This window comes from Nocardia kruczakiae NBRC 101016 (assembly GCF_001612965.1).
GTDB classification, from domain to species: domain Bacteria; phylum Actinomycetota; class Actinomycetes; order Mycobacteriales; family Mycobacteriaceae; genus Nocardia; species Nocardia kruczakiae.
In genome coordinates this window covers 132,237-146,771 of sequence record NZ_BDBL01000024.1, presented here as the reverse complement: position 1 = coordinate 146,771, position 14,535 = coordinate 132,237, and the positions used below count along the sequence as shown (strand labels likewise).

At 66.8% G+C, this 14,535-nt stretch carries 14 protein-coding genes; 12 read left to right on the top strand and 2 right to left on the bottom strand.

Features of this window, described 5'->3' with window-relative positions; translation table 11 throughout:
- Positions 1–131 precede the first annotated feature (131 nt).
- The 8 genes from NK1_RS18455 (at position 132) to NK1_RS18420 (ending at position 9,080) form a co-directional block, all read left to right on the top strand.
- Positions 132–1,154: an MCE family protein gene (locus NK1_RS18455; RefSeq protein ID WP_063010207.1), complete on the top strand. Its 1,023-nt coding sequence runs from the start codon at positions 132–134 to the stop codon at positions 1,152–1,154.
- Positions 1,154–2,185 (top strand): MCE family protein, encoded by a 1,032-nt coding sequence (locus tag NK1_RS18450; RefSeq protein ID WP_063010257.1) that lies wholly within the window; start codon positions 1,154–1,156, stop codon positions 2,183–2,185. The genes NK1_RS18455 and NK1_RS18450 overlap by 1 nt, the downstream gene beginning before the upstream one ends.
- On the top strand, positions 2,185–3,288 hold the full coding sequence (locus NK1_RS18445; RefSeq protein ID WP_063010205.1) for an MCE family protein: 1,104 nt from the start codon (positions 2,185–2,187) through the stop codon (positions 3,286–3,288). The genes NK1_RS18450 and NK1_RS18445 overlap by 1 nt, the downstream gene beginning before the upstream one ends.
- Positions 3,285–4,478 carry an MCE family protein gene (locus tag NK1_RS18440; protein ID WP_063906038.1) on the top strand — a complete coding sequence of 398 codons (1,194 nt, stop codon included), beginning with the start codon at positions 3,285–3,287 and terminating at the stop codon, positions 4,476–4,478. Before NK1_RS18445 ends, NK1_RS18440 begins: the two co-directional genes overlap by 4 nt.
- On the top strand, positions 4,475–5,668 hold the full coding sequence (locus NK1_RS18435) for an MCE family protein (protein WP_063010203.1): 1,194 nt from the start codon (positions 4,475–4,477) through the stop codon (positions 5,666–5,668). The genes NK1_RS18440 and NK1_RS18435 overlap by 4 nt, the downstream gene beginning before the upstream one ends.
- A gap of 12 nt (positions 5,669–5,680) precedes the next feature.
- Complete coding sequence (locus tag NK1_RS18430; RefSeq protein ID WP_063010201.1) at positions 5,681–6,427, top strand: Rv1363c family protein; 747 nt, start codon at positions 5,681–5,683, stop codon at positions 6,425–6,427.
- A gap of 31 nt (positions 6,428–6,458) precedes the next feature.
- Positions 6,459–7,712, top strand: coding sequence for a TetR/AcrR family transcriptional regulator (locus NK1_RS18425; RefSeq protein WP_063010199.1), 1,254 nt, complete (start codon positions 6,459–6,461; stop codon positions 7,710–7,712).
- Positions 7,713–8,072: 360 nt separating this feature from the next.
- The gene (locus NK1_RS18420; protein WP_084461157.1) at positions 8,073–9,080 is read left to right on the top strand and encodes an oxygenase MpaB family protein; all 1,008 of its coding nucleotides are present in this window, start codon (positions 8,073–8,075) and stop codon (positions 9,078–9,080) included.
- Positions 9,081–9,169: 89 nt separating this feature from the next.
- Here NK1_RS18420 and NK1_RS18415 read toward each other — a convergent pair whose 3' ends face one another.
- Positions 9,170–9,925 carry an oxygenase MpaB family protein gene (locus NK1_RS18415; protein WP_245660640.1) on the bottom strand — a complete coding sequence of 252 codons (756 nt, stop codon included), beginning with the start codon at positions 9,923–9,925 and terminating at the stop codon, positions 9,170–9,172.
- Positions 9,926–10,405: 480 nt separating this feature from the next.
- Here NK1_RS18415 and NK1_RS18410 point away from each other — a divergent pair, with 480 nt between their 5' ends.
- The 4 genes from NK1_RS18410 to NK1_RS18400 all read left to right on the top strand — a co-directional run bounded on the left by NK1_RS18410 (position 10,406) and on the right by NK1_RS18400 (position 13,384).
- Positions 10,406–10,882: a MarR family winged helix-turn-helix transcriptional regulator gene (locus NK1_RS18410; RefSeq protein WP_063010195.1), complete on the top strand. Its 477-nt coding sequence runs from the start codon at positions 10,406–10,408 to the stop codon at positions 10,880–10,882.
- Complete coding sequence (locus NK1_RS18405; protein ID WP_063010193.1) at positions 10,875–11,252, top strand: DUF5313 family protein; 378 nt, start codon at positions 10,875–10,877, stop codon at positions 11,250–11,252. The genes NK1_RS18410 and NK1_RS18405 overlap by 8 nt, the downstream gene beginning before the upstream one ends.
- Before the next feature lie 209 nt (positions 11,253–11,461).
- Entirely contained in the window at positions 11,462–11,617 is a 156-nt protein-coding gene (locus NK1_RS34605; protein ID WP_157104334.1) for a hypothetical protein, read from the top strand.
- A 318-nt stretch (positions 11,618–11,935) separates the two neighbouring features.
- Entirely contained in the window at positions 11,936–13,384 is a 1,449-nt protein-coding gene (locus NK1_RS18400; RefSeq protein WP_157104333.1) for a hypothetical protein, read from the top strand.
- Here NK1_RS18400 and NK1_RS18395 read toward each other — a convergent pair.
- A complete protein-coding gene (locus NK1_RS18395; RefSeq protein WP_245660638.1) occupies positions 13,324–14,406 on the bottom strand; it encodes a substrate-binding domain-containing protein in 1,083 nt (360 codons plus the stop codon). The two genes, NK1_RS18400 and NK1_RS18395, sit on opposite strands and share 61 nt — an antisense overlap.
- Between the last annotated feature and the right edge of the window lie 129 nt (positions 14,407–14,535).

The window sequence follows — 14,535 nt, the reverse complement described above, 5'->3', positions numbered from 1 at the left end:
CTGCGCGGGCCCGCCGCGGTCGCCGCGGTGGTCGGCGGTCCGCCGAATCTGGCGCAGCTCCTGCTGCTGGGGCCCGTCCTCGCCGGGGGCTATCTGACCGTCGGCGAGACGGCGGAAGGTGGTGTGACGCAGTGAAATCGACGAAGGCACTGATCGGTTTCGGCATCTTCGCGGTCGTCGCGATCGCGCTGACCTCGACCATCTACGGCACCTTGCAACGCACGGTGCCGGGCTCGACCAGCCGGTATTCGGCCGTCTTCTCCGATGTGCTCGGCCTGCGGGTCGGCGACGACGTGCGCATGGCGGGGGTGCGGGTCGGCCGGGTGGACAAGATCGACTTCGTCGGCGACTACAAGGCCGGAGTGGAGTTCAGCATCCGGAGCAACCAGCATCTGACCACCACGACCAAGGCGATGGTGCGGTACCAGAACCTGATCGGCCAGCGCTACGTCGCGCTGGCGCCGGGGAAGGAGCCGGGCACGTCTCTGCCGGCGGGTGGGCGCATTCCCCTCGAGCACACCGAGCCGTCGTTCGACGTGTCGGCCTTGCTGTCCGGCTTCGAACCGCTGTTCTCGGTGCTGCAACCCGATCAGGTGAATTCGCTGTCCGAGACGCTGATTCAGGCGCTACAGGGCAATCAGGTCTCGCTGAGCACCTTGATCACCCAGGCCGCGCAGCTGGCCGGAACCTTCGGCCAGCGCGACAAGATCCTCGGTGACGTGGTCTCGAACCTCAGCAGCGTGATGTCCGGCCTGGCGCATCGCAGCAACGAGCTGGAGACACTGATCACCCAGACCCGTTCGCTGATGGACGGGCTCTACGCCCAGGGTGAGGCGCTGAAGTCGTCGGTCGATCAGGTGGCCACCTCGACCGATTCGCTGGTCGGATTGGTGGCCCAGGTCAAGCCCGGCATCGCCGCCGCACAGAACAAGGCCACCACCGGTGTGGCGCTGCTGCTGCTCAACGGCGCGTCGCTGGACCGGGCGGCGGTGCAATTGCCGAATGTGCTGAACCGGGTGGCCCAGTTCTCCAGTTACGGCGCCTACGGCAACGCCTACTTCTGCGGTCTCGACGTCTCGCTGTGGGGCGTGCTCCTGCCGCCGGGCCTGTTCTCTCAGATCGGTGGCAACGCGCATTCGGAGGTGTGCCGGTGATGGCGAGGTTCGCGCGACCGAGGTTGCCGAAGGTGTTCGGATTTCTGCGCAACCGGTATCTGCGGCTCGGCCTGATCGCCTCGGCGACCGTGCTGATCCTGTTGCTCGGCTCCAGCGCGCTGACCCAGGCGCGTCTGGGGGACAAGACGATTCACGCCGAATTCGCGCAAGCCGCGGGGCTGCGTCCCGGTGCGACCGTCGACGTCTCGGGGATCGAGGTGGGCGCGGTGCGGGCGGTGCGGCTCGACGGCGCCAAGGTGGTCGCGGATCTGAAGGTACGTGGCGATCTGCGGCTGGGACCGGACGCGCGGGCGGCGATCAAGATGTCGACGATTCTCGGGCGGCTGCACGTCGACCTCGTACCGGGGAACGGAAAAGGCCTGCCGGGCAACCGGATCGCGCTCGATCACACCAGCGTGCCCTACAACCTGAGCAAGGTGATCCAGGACCCGCAGTACAAGGCGTCGTTCGAACGGATCGAGCGGATCGACCCGCAGAAGTTGCGCGAGGCGCTCGACACCATGAACCAGCAGATGGGCGACTCGCCGCAGCTGGCGGTGCAGGCGCTCGACAGCATCGGCTCGCTGGCCAAGGTGATCAACGACCGCCGCGACGAGGTCGACACCCTGCTGAAGGGGATGGATCAGGTGTCCCAGCTGGTCGCCGACAACCAGAACAGCGTGCTGATGCTGCTGACCCGCGGCGAGGCCATCGGCCAGGCCGTGCAGAAGCGCCAGCAACTGCTGAAGAACCTGCTCGACAATGTCGCCTCACTGTCGAAGTTGCTGCAGGACATGGGGTTGGAGAACAACAACCAGTTCGGCCCGATGATCCGGGATCTGAACACCATGTCCGAGGGTCTGGAGAAGAACAAGACCAACCTCGACCGGCTCTACGAGATCATGCCGGTCACCTTGCGGCAGTTCAACAACGTATTGGGCAACGGACCGTACGGCGATGTGTATGTGCCGTGGGGACTGTTCCCCGACAACTGGATCTGTTTCGCACAGGTCGTTCAGGGGTGTAAGTGATGAAACTGCGCGCACTGGCCCAACTCGCCGCGGTGTGCCTGGTCGCCTCCGCCGCCTCGGGCTGTTCGCTGCTGCCGGGTTCGCTCGGCACGGCCACCAACGAGGTGCTCGGCGACAACATGCGCATCAGCGCCGATTTCGACAATGTGGCCGGACTGTATGCCGGCAACGAGGTCGATGTGCTGGGTGTGCCGGTCGGCACCGTCGAATCGGTGGAGGCCAAGGGCACCTATGTGCAGGTGGTCATGAAGGTCGACAAGAGCGTGAAACTGCCCGCCGACGCCATGGCCGCACTGGTGAATCCGCAGCTGATCACCAACCGCCACGTCGAACTGGCTCCGGCCTACGACGGAACCGGGCCCACCATGGCCGATGGCGCGCATATTCCGTTGCCGCGCACCAGGACACCGGTGGAGCTCGACCGCATCATGCAGACCTTCGACCAGCTGGGTGCGTCGCTGAAGGGTGACAGCGACACCGGGCCGATGGCCAGCCGGGTGTTGTTCCCGCTGCTCAACGGCAACGGCGACAAACTGCGCCAGACCCTGGACGCGCTCTCGGGTGCGTTCGAGACGACGTTCGCCAACAAGGACCAGATCTCCAATACGATCGTCAAGCTCAACGACGTCACACAGGTCATCGCCCAGAACGACCAGACCGTACGGGATTTCAGCGGCCGGCTCACCGAATTGCTGAAGCTGATGGGCGATCAGGCGCCCGGCTTGCAGGCCGTGCTCACCCAGCTCAACGATTTCGTCGCCAATACCGCCACGGTGGTGGGGCAGAACAAGGACCAGCTGGCCGGGGCTTTGACCCGGTTCGTGGCTATCAGCGATCAGATGCGCGCCAATGCCCGCAATCTCACCGAAATCGTGGATGTCGCACCGCTGATGTTCGAGAACCTGGCCAACGCCACCAGTTACGAACATCAGGCGCTGCGCCTGCACGGCCTGCTCGACAAATCCGTGCTCGACGGTGAAGCGCTGTCCACCTTCTGTGAGCGGGTGATGATGCGCCTCGACGGCTGCCGGACCGGAAAGATCGCCGATATGGGGCCCGATTTCGGACTCACCGCCGCACTTCTGGGGATCAGCGGAAAATGACACGATCACAGCGCAGAACATCCCGTCGCGGCCTCGTTGTCACCGCCGTCGCGACCGCCACCACACTCGGCATCAGCGGATGCGGGCTGACATTGGAGAACGTGCCGATGCCCAAGCCGGGTATCGGCGGTCCGGGCTACACCGTGCACGCCGCGTTCACCGATGTGCTGAATCTGCCCGATCACGCGCACGTGCGCATCGGCGGCACCGATATCGGCACCGTCACCGGTATCGAGACCACGAATTTCGTCGCCGATGTGCGGATGCAGATCAGATCCGACATCGTCCTGCCGCGTGGGACGACGGTGGAATTGCGCCAGGCCACGCCGCTGGGCGATATGTCGGTGGCCATGACCTTGCCGTCCGCGCAGGAGGCGGGTCCGCCGTTGCGTGACGGTGACACCATCGGCGTCGATCACACCGGCACCGCCGCCTCCGTCGAGCAGTTGATGATGTCGGTGGCCATGCTGGTCAACGGCGGCGGTATCAACCAGGCCGCGCAGATCACCACGCAGATGAATTCGATGTTCGCCGGGCGCGGACCGCAGTTGGCGCATCTGCTGAGCGAAATGACCGGTGTGATCGCCGCGCTCAATCAGCGCACCGGCGATATCGACGCCACCCTCCAGGGGTTGAATACGCTCTCCGGCGAATTGGCCAGGCGCAAAAAGGAACTCGGCGACGCGGCCGATACCTTCCCGCAACTGCTCGGGCTGGTGAACGAGAACAATCAGCGCATCGTGGATCTCACGACGAAGGTGTCGACCACGATGGCGGCGCTGGGCGATTTCACCGATACCACCAGCCCGCAATTCCTGAGCCTGTTCGACAGCATCCAGAAACTCATGTCGGGCTTCACGGAAATGGGCGGCAATCTCACCGAGGCACTCAACGGGCTCAACGACATATATCCGCCGCTGATGGCCAGCCTGCGGGGTTCCGGACTGGCCGTCATGCCGGTGGTGTCGTATCTGAGTATCGGGGCGCTCAGTGATCCGCACGGCAGCCGGTGGCCCGAAATCGGCGACGTTCCGGCATTCGCGGGCAGTTTGGCGCAGGTATTCGAGAAAGTGTTCGGCCGGGTCATCAGCCCGCCGCAGCCGGTGCCGGGTACGACGCCTCCCGGCACGAATCCGCCGGACGCGCCCGGTGCGCCGACCGAACCTTCCCAGCAGGGTGGTGAACGATGAATACTCCGCTGTGGAATTGGGTGGTGCGCCGGCGCATCGCCCTGGCCAACCTCAGCCTGATCGTGGTGCTGGTGATCGGGTCCGGATATCTGGCCCGATATGTGTTGCGGTTCAATCCTATTCCGCACACCTTCACCGTCACCGTGCAACTGGCGACCTCGGGCGGCATCCTCCCGGGCAACGACGTGACCTTCCGTGGCACCCGCGTCGGAAAGGTCTCCGATGTGCGAGTCTCCGGTGACGGAATCGACGCGATCGCCGAAATCGACGACAGCGCCGAGATTCCGGTCGGCGGTGCGGTGCACGTCGGCCGGCTGTCCGCGGCGGGCGAGCAGTACCTGGACTTCCGGCCCGACGCCGACACCGGTCCGTATCTGTCCGACGGCGCCGTCGTGGAGCGCGCACGCACCAGCGTGCCGATCCCGGTGCAGAATCTGCTCACCGACCTGAGCGGATTCATCGGCGGAATGAATCCGGACCGGCTCACCGTCATCGTCGACGAGCTGGACACGGCGCTCGGCGGGGGCCCGGATCGTTTGCGCAACATGATCTCCGGCATCAGCCGTGCGATGGCGGGGTTGTCCGATCTGCTGCCGCAGACCCAGCAGCTGCTCGAGAACCTGCAGGTGATCGCCGAGACCACCTCGCACGCCCAGCCCGACCTGAGCACTCTCACCGCGGCGGGCAGTGCGTTGTTCCAGCAGGCCACCGCCGCCGACAACGAAATCCGGAAGTTCCTCGACCAGGGCCCGGGTGAGCTGGCGACCCTCGGTGACGTGGTGGCGAAGAATCAGGATCCGCTGACCGATCTGGTTACCAATTTCGTCGCCATCACCAAGGCCGCGAAACTGCGCCAGCCGGCGATCGAGGCACTGTTTCCCGCACTGCGCCAAGGCATTCAAGCGCTCGGCGTGCCCGCTCACGACGGCGCATATCACACCCTCGCCGACTTCTGGCCCCGTCCGACCTGCGACTACGACACGATTCCGGTCACCCCGACCAAGATCATGACCGATACCCGGGTGCGGCTGTACAACTACTGCCTCACCGCCGATCCCGCACTGCAGGTGCGTGGTTCGGCCAATGCGCCGCGGCCGAACCTCCCCGACAACGGATCCGGCCCGCCGCCGGGAGTCACCGGCAACGAGATGTCGCGGCCCATCCCGTCCGGCCCCATACCCGACAACTAGGAAGCGAACACGATGAGCGACAAGGAAAGCGGAGGCGCCGAGGAGCGCGAACCCACGGTCGACGCCGTCGACGAACCGGAGACCGCGGCAGCTGTGGCACCGGAGGCATCCGGGGCAGCCGAGACGGCCGGATCGGATGCGGCGGGGACATCCGATACCGCCGAGTCGAATCACACCGAAACGACCACCACCGAAACGATCACCGCGGCAAAGGTTTCGCCGCTGTCGCGACTGCGTCCGGCCGTCGGCGGACGCGGTGTGCGGATCGGCCTGCGGGCGGCGGTGGCCGTGGTCCTGGGCGCCGCGATCGGCACGAGTATCTACTTCTACCTGCAGAACAAGGATCACGAGGAGGTGCTGGACGCGCAGGCGCAGGCCCGCCGGGCCGCGTGCGCCTACGGTCCGGTGGTCTCGACCTACGATTCCAAACATCTCGACCAGTACGTCCGCGATGTGCTGGCCGGCGCTTCCGGTGAGTGGAAGAAGCAGTTCGAATCCAACAGCAAGGACCTCAGCGACGTCCTGGCCAAGGGCGAGGTCGTCGCGAAGTCGACCGATGTGCAGTGCGCGATCCGTTCCGGGGACAAGAATTCCGCGGAGGCGATCGTGGTGATCGGGCAGACCATCACCAGCCTGGGCACCCAGGGCAAACCGGAACCGGGACAGCTGTCGACGGTGATGCGACTGCAGAAGCAGGGCGACCGCTGGCTGGTCGACAAGATCAGTACGCCGCTGACTCCGCTGCCGCCGCAGTCGTAGCGGTCCTCGGCGAAAAGGATTGGCAGACAATGTGAGTCGCGCACAGGACGGTCGCGCGAAGGCGACCGCGCCGGCCACGCACAACCCCGAACGCGTGATCCGCCGCCGGCCCAAGAACCGCCGGGCGCAGATCGCCTCCGCCTCGGCGGCGGCCTTCGGCTCGCTGGGCTATCACGGGGTGAGCATGGAGGATATCGCCGCCCGGCTGGGGATTTCCTCGGCGGCGCTGTACCGGCACTATCCGAGCAAGTACGCGCTGTTCCGCGAGGAGCTGCTGCGTTTGTCCGCCGCCGCGGTGACGGCGGTGACGCTGCCCGCGGAGGTGCAGGGCCACAGCGCCGAAGCGCGACTCGGATCGGTCATCGACGCCATCGTGGCCGATACCATCGCCAATCGGCCGACGGCCGCGCTGGCGCGGTGGGAGGCCCGCTACCTCGATCGCGACGACCGCCGGACCTTCGACGAACGGTTCGAAACCGCGATCTCCGCTCTGCGTGCGCTGATCGGCGAATTGCGCCCGGAATCGGCCCGCCGCGAGGGCCTGGTGCGCGCGGTCGCGATCTTCAGTGTGGTGAGCAGTATCGGCGACCACCACGCGCATCTGCCGGCGAAGTCGCTCGCGGTGGTGCTGAGCGAGGCCGCCTGGTCGTTGATCCGAACCGACCTGCCGGAGGCCGCCGATGCGCCGGAACCCGTGCGGGCGAACGATATTCCGCAATCGTTCAAACATCAGGTGCTGCTGAACAAGGCGGTCGAGCTGTTCCACGAGCGCGGTTACCCGAATGTGAGCGTGGAGGAGATCGCGGCGGCGGCCGAACTGTCGGCCGCCTCGGCGGTGTACCGGTACTACCGCAGCAAGGATGCCCTGCTGGCGGCGGCCTTCCGGCGGGTGGCCGACCGGATGGCCGCCGCGATCGCACCCGCGGTGGAGGCGTCGCGGAACTCCGAGGAGGCGCTGGCGAAACTGATCGACCTCTACGTCGCGGGATCGTTCGCCGAGCGCGAGCTGACGTTCGTCTACTACGCCGAATTCGGCAATGTCGGCGCCTACGAGCGGACGGTGCTGCGCAATATCCAGCGGCTGGTGGTGGCCGAATGGGTGGAGCTGCTGGTGGATGCGCGGCCGGAGCTGGCGCGGGCGCAGGCCCGCATCCTCGTTCATGCCGGGTTCGGGCTCGTCGTCGGTCTGGGGCGGCTGTTCGGCAACAACCAGCAGATGTGTCCGCGGGCTCATGTGGTCCGGCTGATGGAGATGACGTTGTTCGGGCGACTCGCCACGCGATGACATGCAGAGGCCGGAATGATTGACAACTTAGCTGGCGGAATCAGGGCGAAAGAAGCAACGATTGCGCCTTCGACCCGTTGATCAAGTGAGAATTATGAGTAACATAGTGCAGGCCGGGCCGACCCTGAGGAGTATACGAGGGGGTATCGCCGTGGCAGAGGGAGAAATCCGCGAGAGCGCCGGTAACCGCGCATCGGTGGTTGTCGCGTCGGCTCCGAGACGAGCCGGTCTGCCGGGTGGGCCCCTCGGTCTCCCGTGTCGCATGGTGCCGCCGGTCCCGGCGGCACCGCCCGCGCCCCGAAGCGCGGGGCCCGGCGCATCTCCGGTCGCGCCGGCGAAACGTTCCGAGAGAGGACTCGCATGACAACGGCAACGCAGCCTTGGGAGCCGAATTACACCGACCCGCACAGTGATTCCTACGTCCCGGAGGAATCCGTGCCGGTCGGGCGGGGCCGGACGGAGGGCGAGCGAGCTCCACGCCCCGACCTCGCGCAGACGCCGCCGCTGACGCTGGAGCAGACGCGCATCCACATTCCGGACTTCCATCGCTCGCCGCGCAAGCGCCCCGCGCAACTGCCCGACTCCCTGGATTTCTGGATGTTCGCGGGTGCGGCCGCCAACGTCGCGATGCAGTTCGCGCACCCCGCGGTGGCGGCCGGTGTCATGGAGAGCACCGTGGAATCGGGTGCGCTCATGGTGCATCCGTGGAAACGGCTGCGCACCACGGCCTCGTATCTGGCGGTGGCGATTCTCGGTACGCCGGAGGAGAAGAAGGAATTCCGTGAGGCGGTGAACGTCGCGCACCGGCAGGTGCGGTCCAAGCCCGGGGCGAAGGTGAAGTACAACGCCTTCGACCGGAATCTGCAGCTGTATGTCGCGGCGTGTATCTACATCGGGTTCGAGGACTCCCACCAGCTGATCAACGGCAAGATGTCACCGGAGGAGCTCGAGGCGTTCTATCAGGGGGCGGACACCTTCGGCACCACGCTGCAGGTGCATCCCGACATGTGGCCGAAGACGCGCGCCGACTTCGACGCGTACTGGGTCGAGGCCTGCCGGCAGGTGATCGTCGACGACGCGTTCCGCGCGTATATCGGTGACCTGCTGCATCTTCGGATGATCCACTGGTACATGCGACTGCTCTTCGGCGGGTTGCTGCGCTTCCTCACCGCCGGATTTCTGCCTCCGCATTTCCGCGAACAGATGGGCGTGGAGTGGAGCGCGACCGACCAGCGCCGATTCGAGCATCTGTTCCTGTTCGTCGGATTCGTGAACCGGTTCATCCCCAAGTTCATCCGGTTCTCCGGGACGAAGATGATGATGCGAGATGTGCAGCGGCGGATCCGTAAGCAGAAGGTTCTCGTCTGAATTCACCGGTGCGGCACGGCGAGTGCCGACCGTGACATGTGCGGCGGATCCGGCCGATCCGCCGCACATGTCGCATTCTCGGGCGGCGGTCAACACCTCTGTGGCGCAGGCGATGTCGCTCTCACCGCGTTCATTCCGTCCGCGGTGCGGGCCTGGGGAAGATAGCGCATGCGGGCGGGGAGTACCGCTATGCGGCTTCGCGTGCTCGCCGCATAGCGGCGCAGGGCGAATCGGTCGCCGCGATGCAGGCCGACTCCGAGCAAATCACGTGCCGGAGCGGCAATGAGCGCGCGGACGACGGCGGTGGGAAGCCGGCGCGGGATCCACGCGTCGGGGCGTAGCACCTGCGGTGCCAGCGCCGCGGCATTGTCGCCGAATCGCAATCCGGCGCAGGCGTTCTCGAAGTAGGTCACGAACTCCGGCCACGTCTGCGGCATGGCGCGCGCCGAGATGCCGTGCCGCAGATACCACTCGCAGCATTCGTGGTAGAGCCGCTCACGGTCGTGATCGGAGAGCGGGCGATGGAAGATGTCGACCGAGGTCATCAGGGTATCGACGTAGGTGGCGTGCTGGAAGAAGAAGATCTCCGGCTGCAGAGCGTGATACCGCGCGCCCCAGTCGTCGCGCCCCTTCACGTGCTCGTGCCCGAATTGGATCACCGATCGCATATCCCGCTCGCTGTAGGCCATGTACACCATCTGCGATACGGTGCGTTTCTTGTGCTCCCACAGCCGGTTCGGCGCGTGTTGCACCAGACCGGCAGCGATTCCGGGATGCAGGATCTGAAAGGCCAGCGCCCGCGGCAGGCACAGCGCGAACCGCCGATCTCCCAGATAGCGATGCAACAACGAATCCCGCTGCCCCGGCCCGGCCACTGCGCCCCGCCCCTCGACTCGGTTGCGAAAATCCGGGCTCGCCCCATGCGGACGGGAACTGGGGACCACGACGGAGCGAGCCCGGACAGACGGCCCGGTCGATCACACCCACGGGCACCACGAGCTCGGCCGGTCGTCGCGAAACAGTACATCACTGACTGTGAATGATCGTCAACATAATTCCGAGGACAGATCGCTTTTCATCACGGATTCTGCTGAATGGATGCACGTGAACCAGTGGTTAGTTCTCATCGAGTCGGAGCTCGAACTCGTTCGCTGACGCGGATTCACCGATAACTATCGGGCTGCTCGTCGCGTCGGTGAAACCGATTCGGATGCGCCCGGCCGCGTCGGAGGACGTTCATCGAAGCCGGGTGTGTGATCGCGCACTAATAGTTTGTGCACTAACTATTGGCGCGCTAATCTGGGCTCGACACGAGGAGGTGGGCCATGACGACCGACGTCGAGGATCCGCTGCGGCTGGACCGGCAGGTGTGTTTCGCGCTGGCCGTCGCGAACCGATCGGTGCTGACGGTGTATCGCCCGCTGCTGGAGCCGCTGGGGCTGACCCATCCGCAGTATCTGGTGATGTTGGCCCTGTGGGGTGAGGCGCCCATGTCGGTGAAGGCCATCGCCGAGGCGATCCAACTCGATTCCGCCACGCTGTCCCCGCTGCTCAAGCGGCTCGAGTCGGCGGGTCTCATCACCCGCCGCCGCGATCGGCGCGACGAACGCACACTGCTGATCGATCTGACCGAGGCCGGGTGGGCGCTGCGCCGCCAGGCCGAGCGGATCCCGCCGGCGGTCGTGCAGCGGCTGGGCGTCAGCCTGGCCGATCTGGAGGAACTGCGCGAGGTGCTGACCCGCGTCAACGAGGCCGCACGGCGAGCCGCGCTCGCCGATACCCAGGGAGCTACCGATGAGTGAGCAGAAGCCGAATCCGGTTCAGCGCGTGCGCTATATCTGCGGCGCCACCCTGCCGCCCTCGATGCAGCAGTGGGTGCTTCGCGATCTGACCGGGCCGGGCGCCGCCCGCCGCTACCTGCTGCGGTTCCTGGTGCCGATCATCCCCGTGCTGTGCCTGTTCCTGCTGGTCCCGGGCCCGCTGTGGATCGGACTGTCGATGGCGGCGCTGCTGTACCTGCCGCTGGTCTACTTCACTATCGCGCTGATGTACGTGTATCGGCGGCACCGCCTGCTCAAGCACGGACTCGATCCCGAACTGGCCGATGTCGCCGAACGGCAGCGCGCGGCGGCCGAACGCGAGCAGTACGAACTGCGGCACGGTCGCGGCTGACGGCCGCGCGGTCGCGGAATGTGTGCCCGCCGAACCGATTCCGCGCCGCCACCCGAGTGGCCGGTCCGGCTCGTCGCGCCCGCGGTCGGTTATCGGGGGTGTACTGTAAATCCTGTCGGTAATCGCACAGTGCGCTGTGCGCGCGAGCGGTGCGGCCGATTCGCTGGCCGGACGGGCCGTCGATGGTGAGAATCTGAAGGACATCCGATATGAGTGAGCAGCCGAATCTGTTCAGCCACAGTCCGGTACCCATCGAGACGCCGGCACCCGCCGGCGGGGTGGCGCATCGTCCGCTGTTTCGCAGTGCGAGTTCCTCGGCCGGGCCCGAGGGCGGGGAGGCGCCCGCCGACGACGTAGCCCGGTAGATCACGCGGCGCCCGTTGCCGATCGCGCCGAGGACCTCGGACACGATCCGGCAACGGGCGCGCCCGTGCGAATCAGGCGCGACCTGGGCGAACGGGTGGGTGACACGCGGCGGCGGACGGAATTGATACGAAAGCTATATCCGTCGCGACCGAACCGTTAGCAAATCCTCATCGAACTGCCGATTTCCGGCCCCAGATACCGATCAGAGGCTCGAGTGGTGCTTCCGCGCTCCGGTAGTGTCGGTCCCGCAATCATTCGGCTAACGAATCGGCGGGGTAGTCACGCCCAGGCGTTACCTGCTGGGGACGGAGTCCGGCATGAGTGCTGTGACTTTCGGTTCTCCGGATATCCGGGGGCACGTACAACGGTTGTCGGCCGGCATCACCGACGCGCGATGGCTGCGAGTGGCCGCGGAAACCTCGGCCGCCTGCATCACCGCCGCGGTCGCCGGGCTGGCCATGATGATGCCGATCAGCCAGTCCTGGCTCTCGCCGGGGTCGGCGCTGCAGGTCGACCTGCTGATCTTCAATATGCCGCTGGCCCTGACCGCCGGAGCGCTCATCGCGGTGATCGCGGTCTCGGTGTCGGCGGCGATCGGCAACAGTCGCCTGGCCTGGTGCGCCGTCTTCTGTGCGACCGCGACGATGCTGGTCAACCACACCCTGCTCGTGCGGCTGGAGACCCGGACGCTGTCCACGCTCAACTATGTCGACTCCATGCTCGCCGGCGTGATCCTGGGCTGTCTGGCCGCGGCGGTCTGGCATCGCCGCGCGCCGGCCGGGGGTTATCTGTTCGGTGCGCTGGCCTCGATTCTGTTCGCCGACCTCACCCAGGCGCCGGATTTCGCGTCCGCCGTCCCAGGGGAGGGCATCCTGCGCGGGGCGCCCCCGGTCTGGCTGATTCTCGTCGCACTGGGACTGATGCTGTTCACGGCCGTGCTGTTCCGGCAGGAGCGGCAACCCGAACCCGACGACAGTGCTGTGGTGCCGCTGAAACCGGTGGTGTCCGCCGTCGTGATCGTCTCGGCGACCCTGGCCACATCCGTGTGGATGGCCCGCGGCGGCGCGCTCGTATCGATCCTGGTGGGCGGGGCGATACTGCTGCTCGCCACGGCGGCGGCGGCGCTGCTGCTGCCCCGACGGGACGGAATGCTGATCGTGGTCATGGTGGCCTTCGCCTCGGCGGGGTCGGCTCTGCTCACCGTTCCCCGGCCCTCCTGGTCGACCGTGCTGGTGGTCGCGGCCGCGGGCGCCGGGCTCTACGCCGGATGGCGAATCCGCCTGCCGATGCCGGCCGTCGCGGGCTCGGTCGTGCTGGCGATCGCGGCCGCGGTGAGCTCAGCGGTGGTGGACGTGCCGACCGCGGCGGTGACCGTGCCGAGCTGTATCGCACTGGCGGTGATGGCGGGCTACGCCCTGGGGTGTGCGATCGGCCCGCGTGCGACCAGTGCGGTCGTCGGGATCGTGATCCTCTTCGTGCCCTCCGCAGGGGTGGCGCTGCAGGGTCGTGACCTGGGCCGGCTCGAGTATTCCCACACCTGGTTCCGCAGTGCCGAGGCGGCAGTCACCGCGGTGCCGGGGATCGTCGCCGCCGGGATCGGGATCGGCTGCGCCGCCATCGTGCTCCTGATCGGGCGGCTCAGGCCGGAGGATGCCCTCGGCCGGCGCGGGGCCGGCGATGTGGCGGGGCCGGAGCCGAATCCGGCTCAGGCGCGGCGCAATTCGCTCACCACGTCGAAGTCGACGCCGTCGGCATCGGCGAGGTAGACGGGCTGGGTGGTGTGGGCGCCGCGGACCTTCACCTCACCACGCGGGCCGCCGTAGCGCACCCGGGCGGCGTGGCGCTCGATATCGCGCACGTCGAGGCTGCGCGCCGCCTCCGCCAGGGAGGCGAACAGCAGCAGACCCTCGTAGCAGGATTCGCCGATATTGTTCAGCGCCGGGGCGAAGGTGCCGTACCGGGCGGTGTAGCGGCTGCCGAATTCCATCGCCTCGGGCGATACCACGCTCTCGAAATAGCCTGAGGCGGTGAACAATCCGCGGGTGCTCTCCGGGCCGCCCGCGTAGAGGACGTCCTCGCCGATCATCATGCTCAGCCGCAGCCTGTCCTCGTCGAGGCCGGCGCGGGCGAAGGCGCGATTGAACGCCGCGCAGTCGGCACCGACCATCAGCAGCAGCACCCCCTGGGCGGAGGAGCGTCGAATCAGATCGAGGGCGGGCCCGAAGGCGCGGCTGCCGAGCGGGACGAATGTCTCGCCGACGATGTCGATATCCCCGAATGCCGCCGCCTCGCGGGTGACCCGGGCGGTTTCGCGCGGCCACACGTAATCGTTGCCGACGATGCACCAGCGGCGGATGCCCTGTTCCGCGCGCAGCCAGCGCAACGCCGGGAAGAGCTGATGATCGGGCGTCTCGCCGACCATGTACACGCCGTCGGAATTCTCGCCGCCCTCGTAGAACGTGGTATAGACGTACGGCACCCGTCCGGCCGTACGGGGCGTCAGCACCCGGCGGGCGTTGGACAGATGCCAGCCCACCACGCCGTCGACGGCGCCGGTGCCGATCATGCGATCGATGCGCTCGGCCAGCAGTGGCAGCGGCGCGCCCGCGTCGACCGTGTGCAATCGCACCGGCCGATCCAAGATTCCGCCCGCGCGATTGATGTCCTCCACCGCCAGCGCGGCGCACGCCTCACAGGACGGGCCGAACAGGCCCGCCGGTCCGCTACCGGGCACGACCAGCGCGATATCGACGGTATCGCGCCCGCCGCGGGAGTTCGACACCCTCATCGGAACCTCCGCCGCCCGAAACATCCTTCGCCGAATAGTCGCCCCCTGAGCCGACCATGTTAACGACGGCCCATGACGGTGGCGAGCCCCGACCTTCCGGGGCAGGTGAAAGCACCTTGTTTGGCATAT

Excerpts from the sequence above, each read along its gene's own strand:
- NK1_RS18450 (WP_063010257.1), top strand. The coding sequence starts at position 1,154 with ATGGCGAGGTTCGCGCGACCGAGGTTGCCGAAGGTGTTCGGATTTCTG.
- NK1_RS18445 (WP_063010205.1), top strand. The coding sequence starts at position 2,185 with ATGAAACTGCGCGCACTGGCCCAACTCGCCGCGGTGTGCCTGGTCGCC.
- NK1_RS18440 (WP_063906038.1), top strand. The coding sequence starts at position 3,285 with ATGACACGATCACAGCGCAGAACATCCCGTCGCGGCCTCGTTGTCACC.
- NK1_RS18435 (WP_063010203.1), top strand. The coding sequence starts at position 4,475 with ATGAATACTCCGCTGTGGAATTGGGTGGTGCGCCGGCGCATCGCCCTG.
- NK1_RS18430 (WP_063010201.1), top strand. The coding sequence starts at position 5,681 with ATGAGCGACAAGGAAAGCGGAGGCGCCGAGGAGCGCGAACCCACGGTC.
- NK1_RS18420 (WP_084461157.1), top strand. The coding sequence starts at position 8,073 with ATGACAACGGCAACGCAGCCTTGGGAGCCGAATTACACCGACCCGCAC.
- NK1_RS18410 (WP_063010195.1), top strand. The coding sequence starts at position 10,406 with ATGACGACCGACGTCGAGGATCCGCTGCGGCTGGACCGGCAGGTGTGT.
- NK1_RS18405 (WP_063010193.1), top strand. The coding sequence starts at position 10,875 with ATGAGTGAGCAGAAGCCGAATCCGGTTCAGCGCGTGCGCTATATCTGC.
- NK1_RS34605 (WP_157104334.1), top strand. The coding sequence starts at position 11,462 with ATGAGTGAGCAGCCGAATCTGTTCAGCCACAGTCCGGTACCCATCGAG.
- NK1_RS18400 (WP_157104333.1), top strand. The coding sequence starts at position 11,936 with ATGAGTGCTGTGACTTTCGGTTCTCCGGATATCCGGGGGCACGTACAA.
- NK1_RS18395 (WP_245660638.1), bottom strand. The coding sequence starts at position 14,406 with ATGAGGGTGTCGAACTCCCGCGGCGGGCGCGATACCGTCGATATCGCG.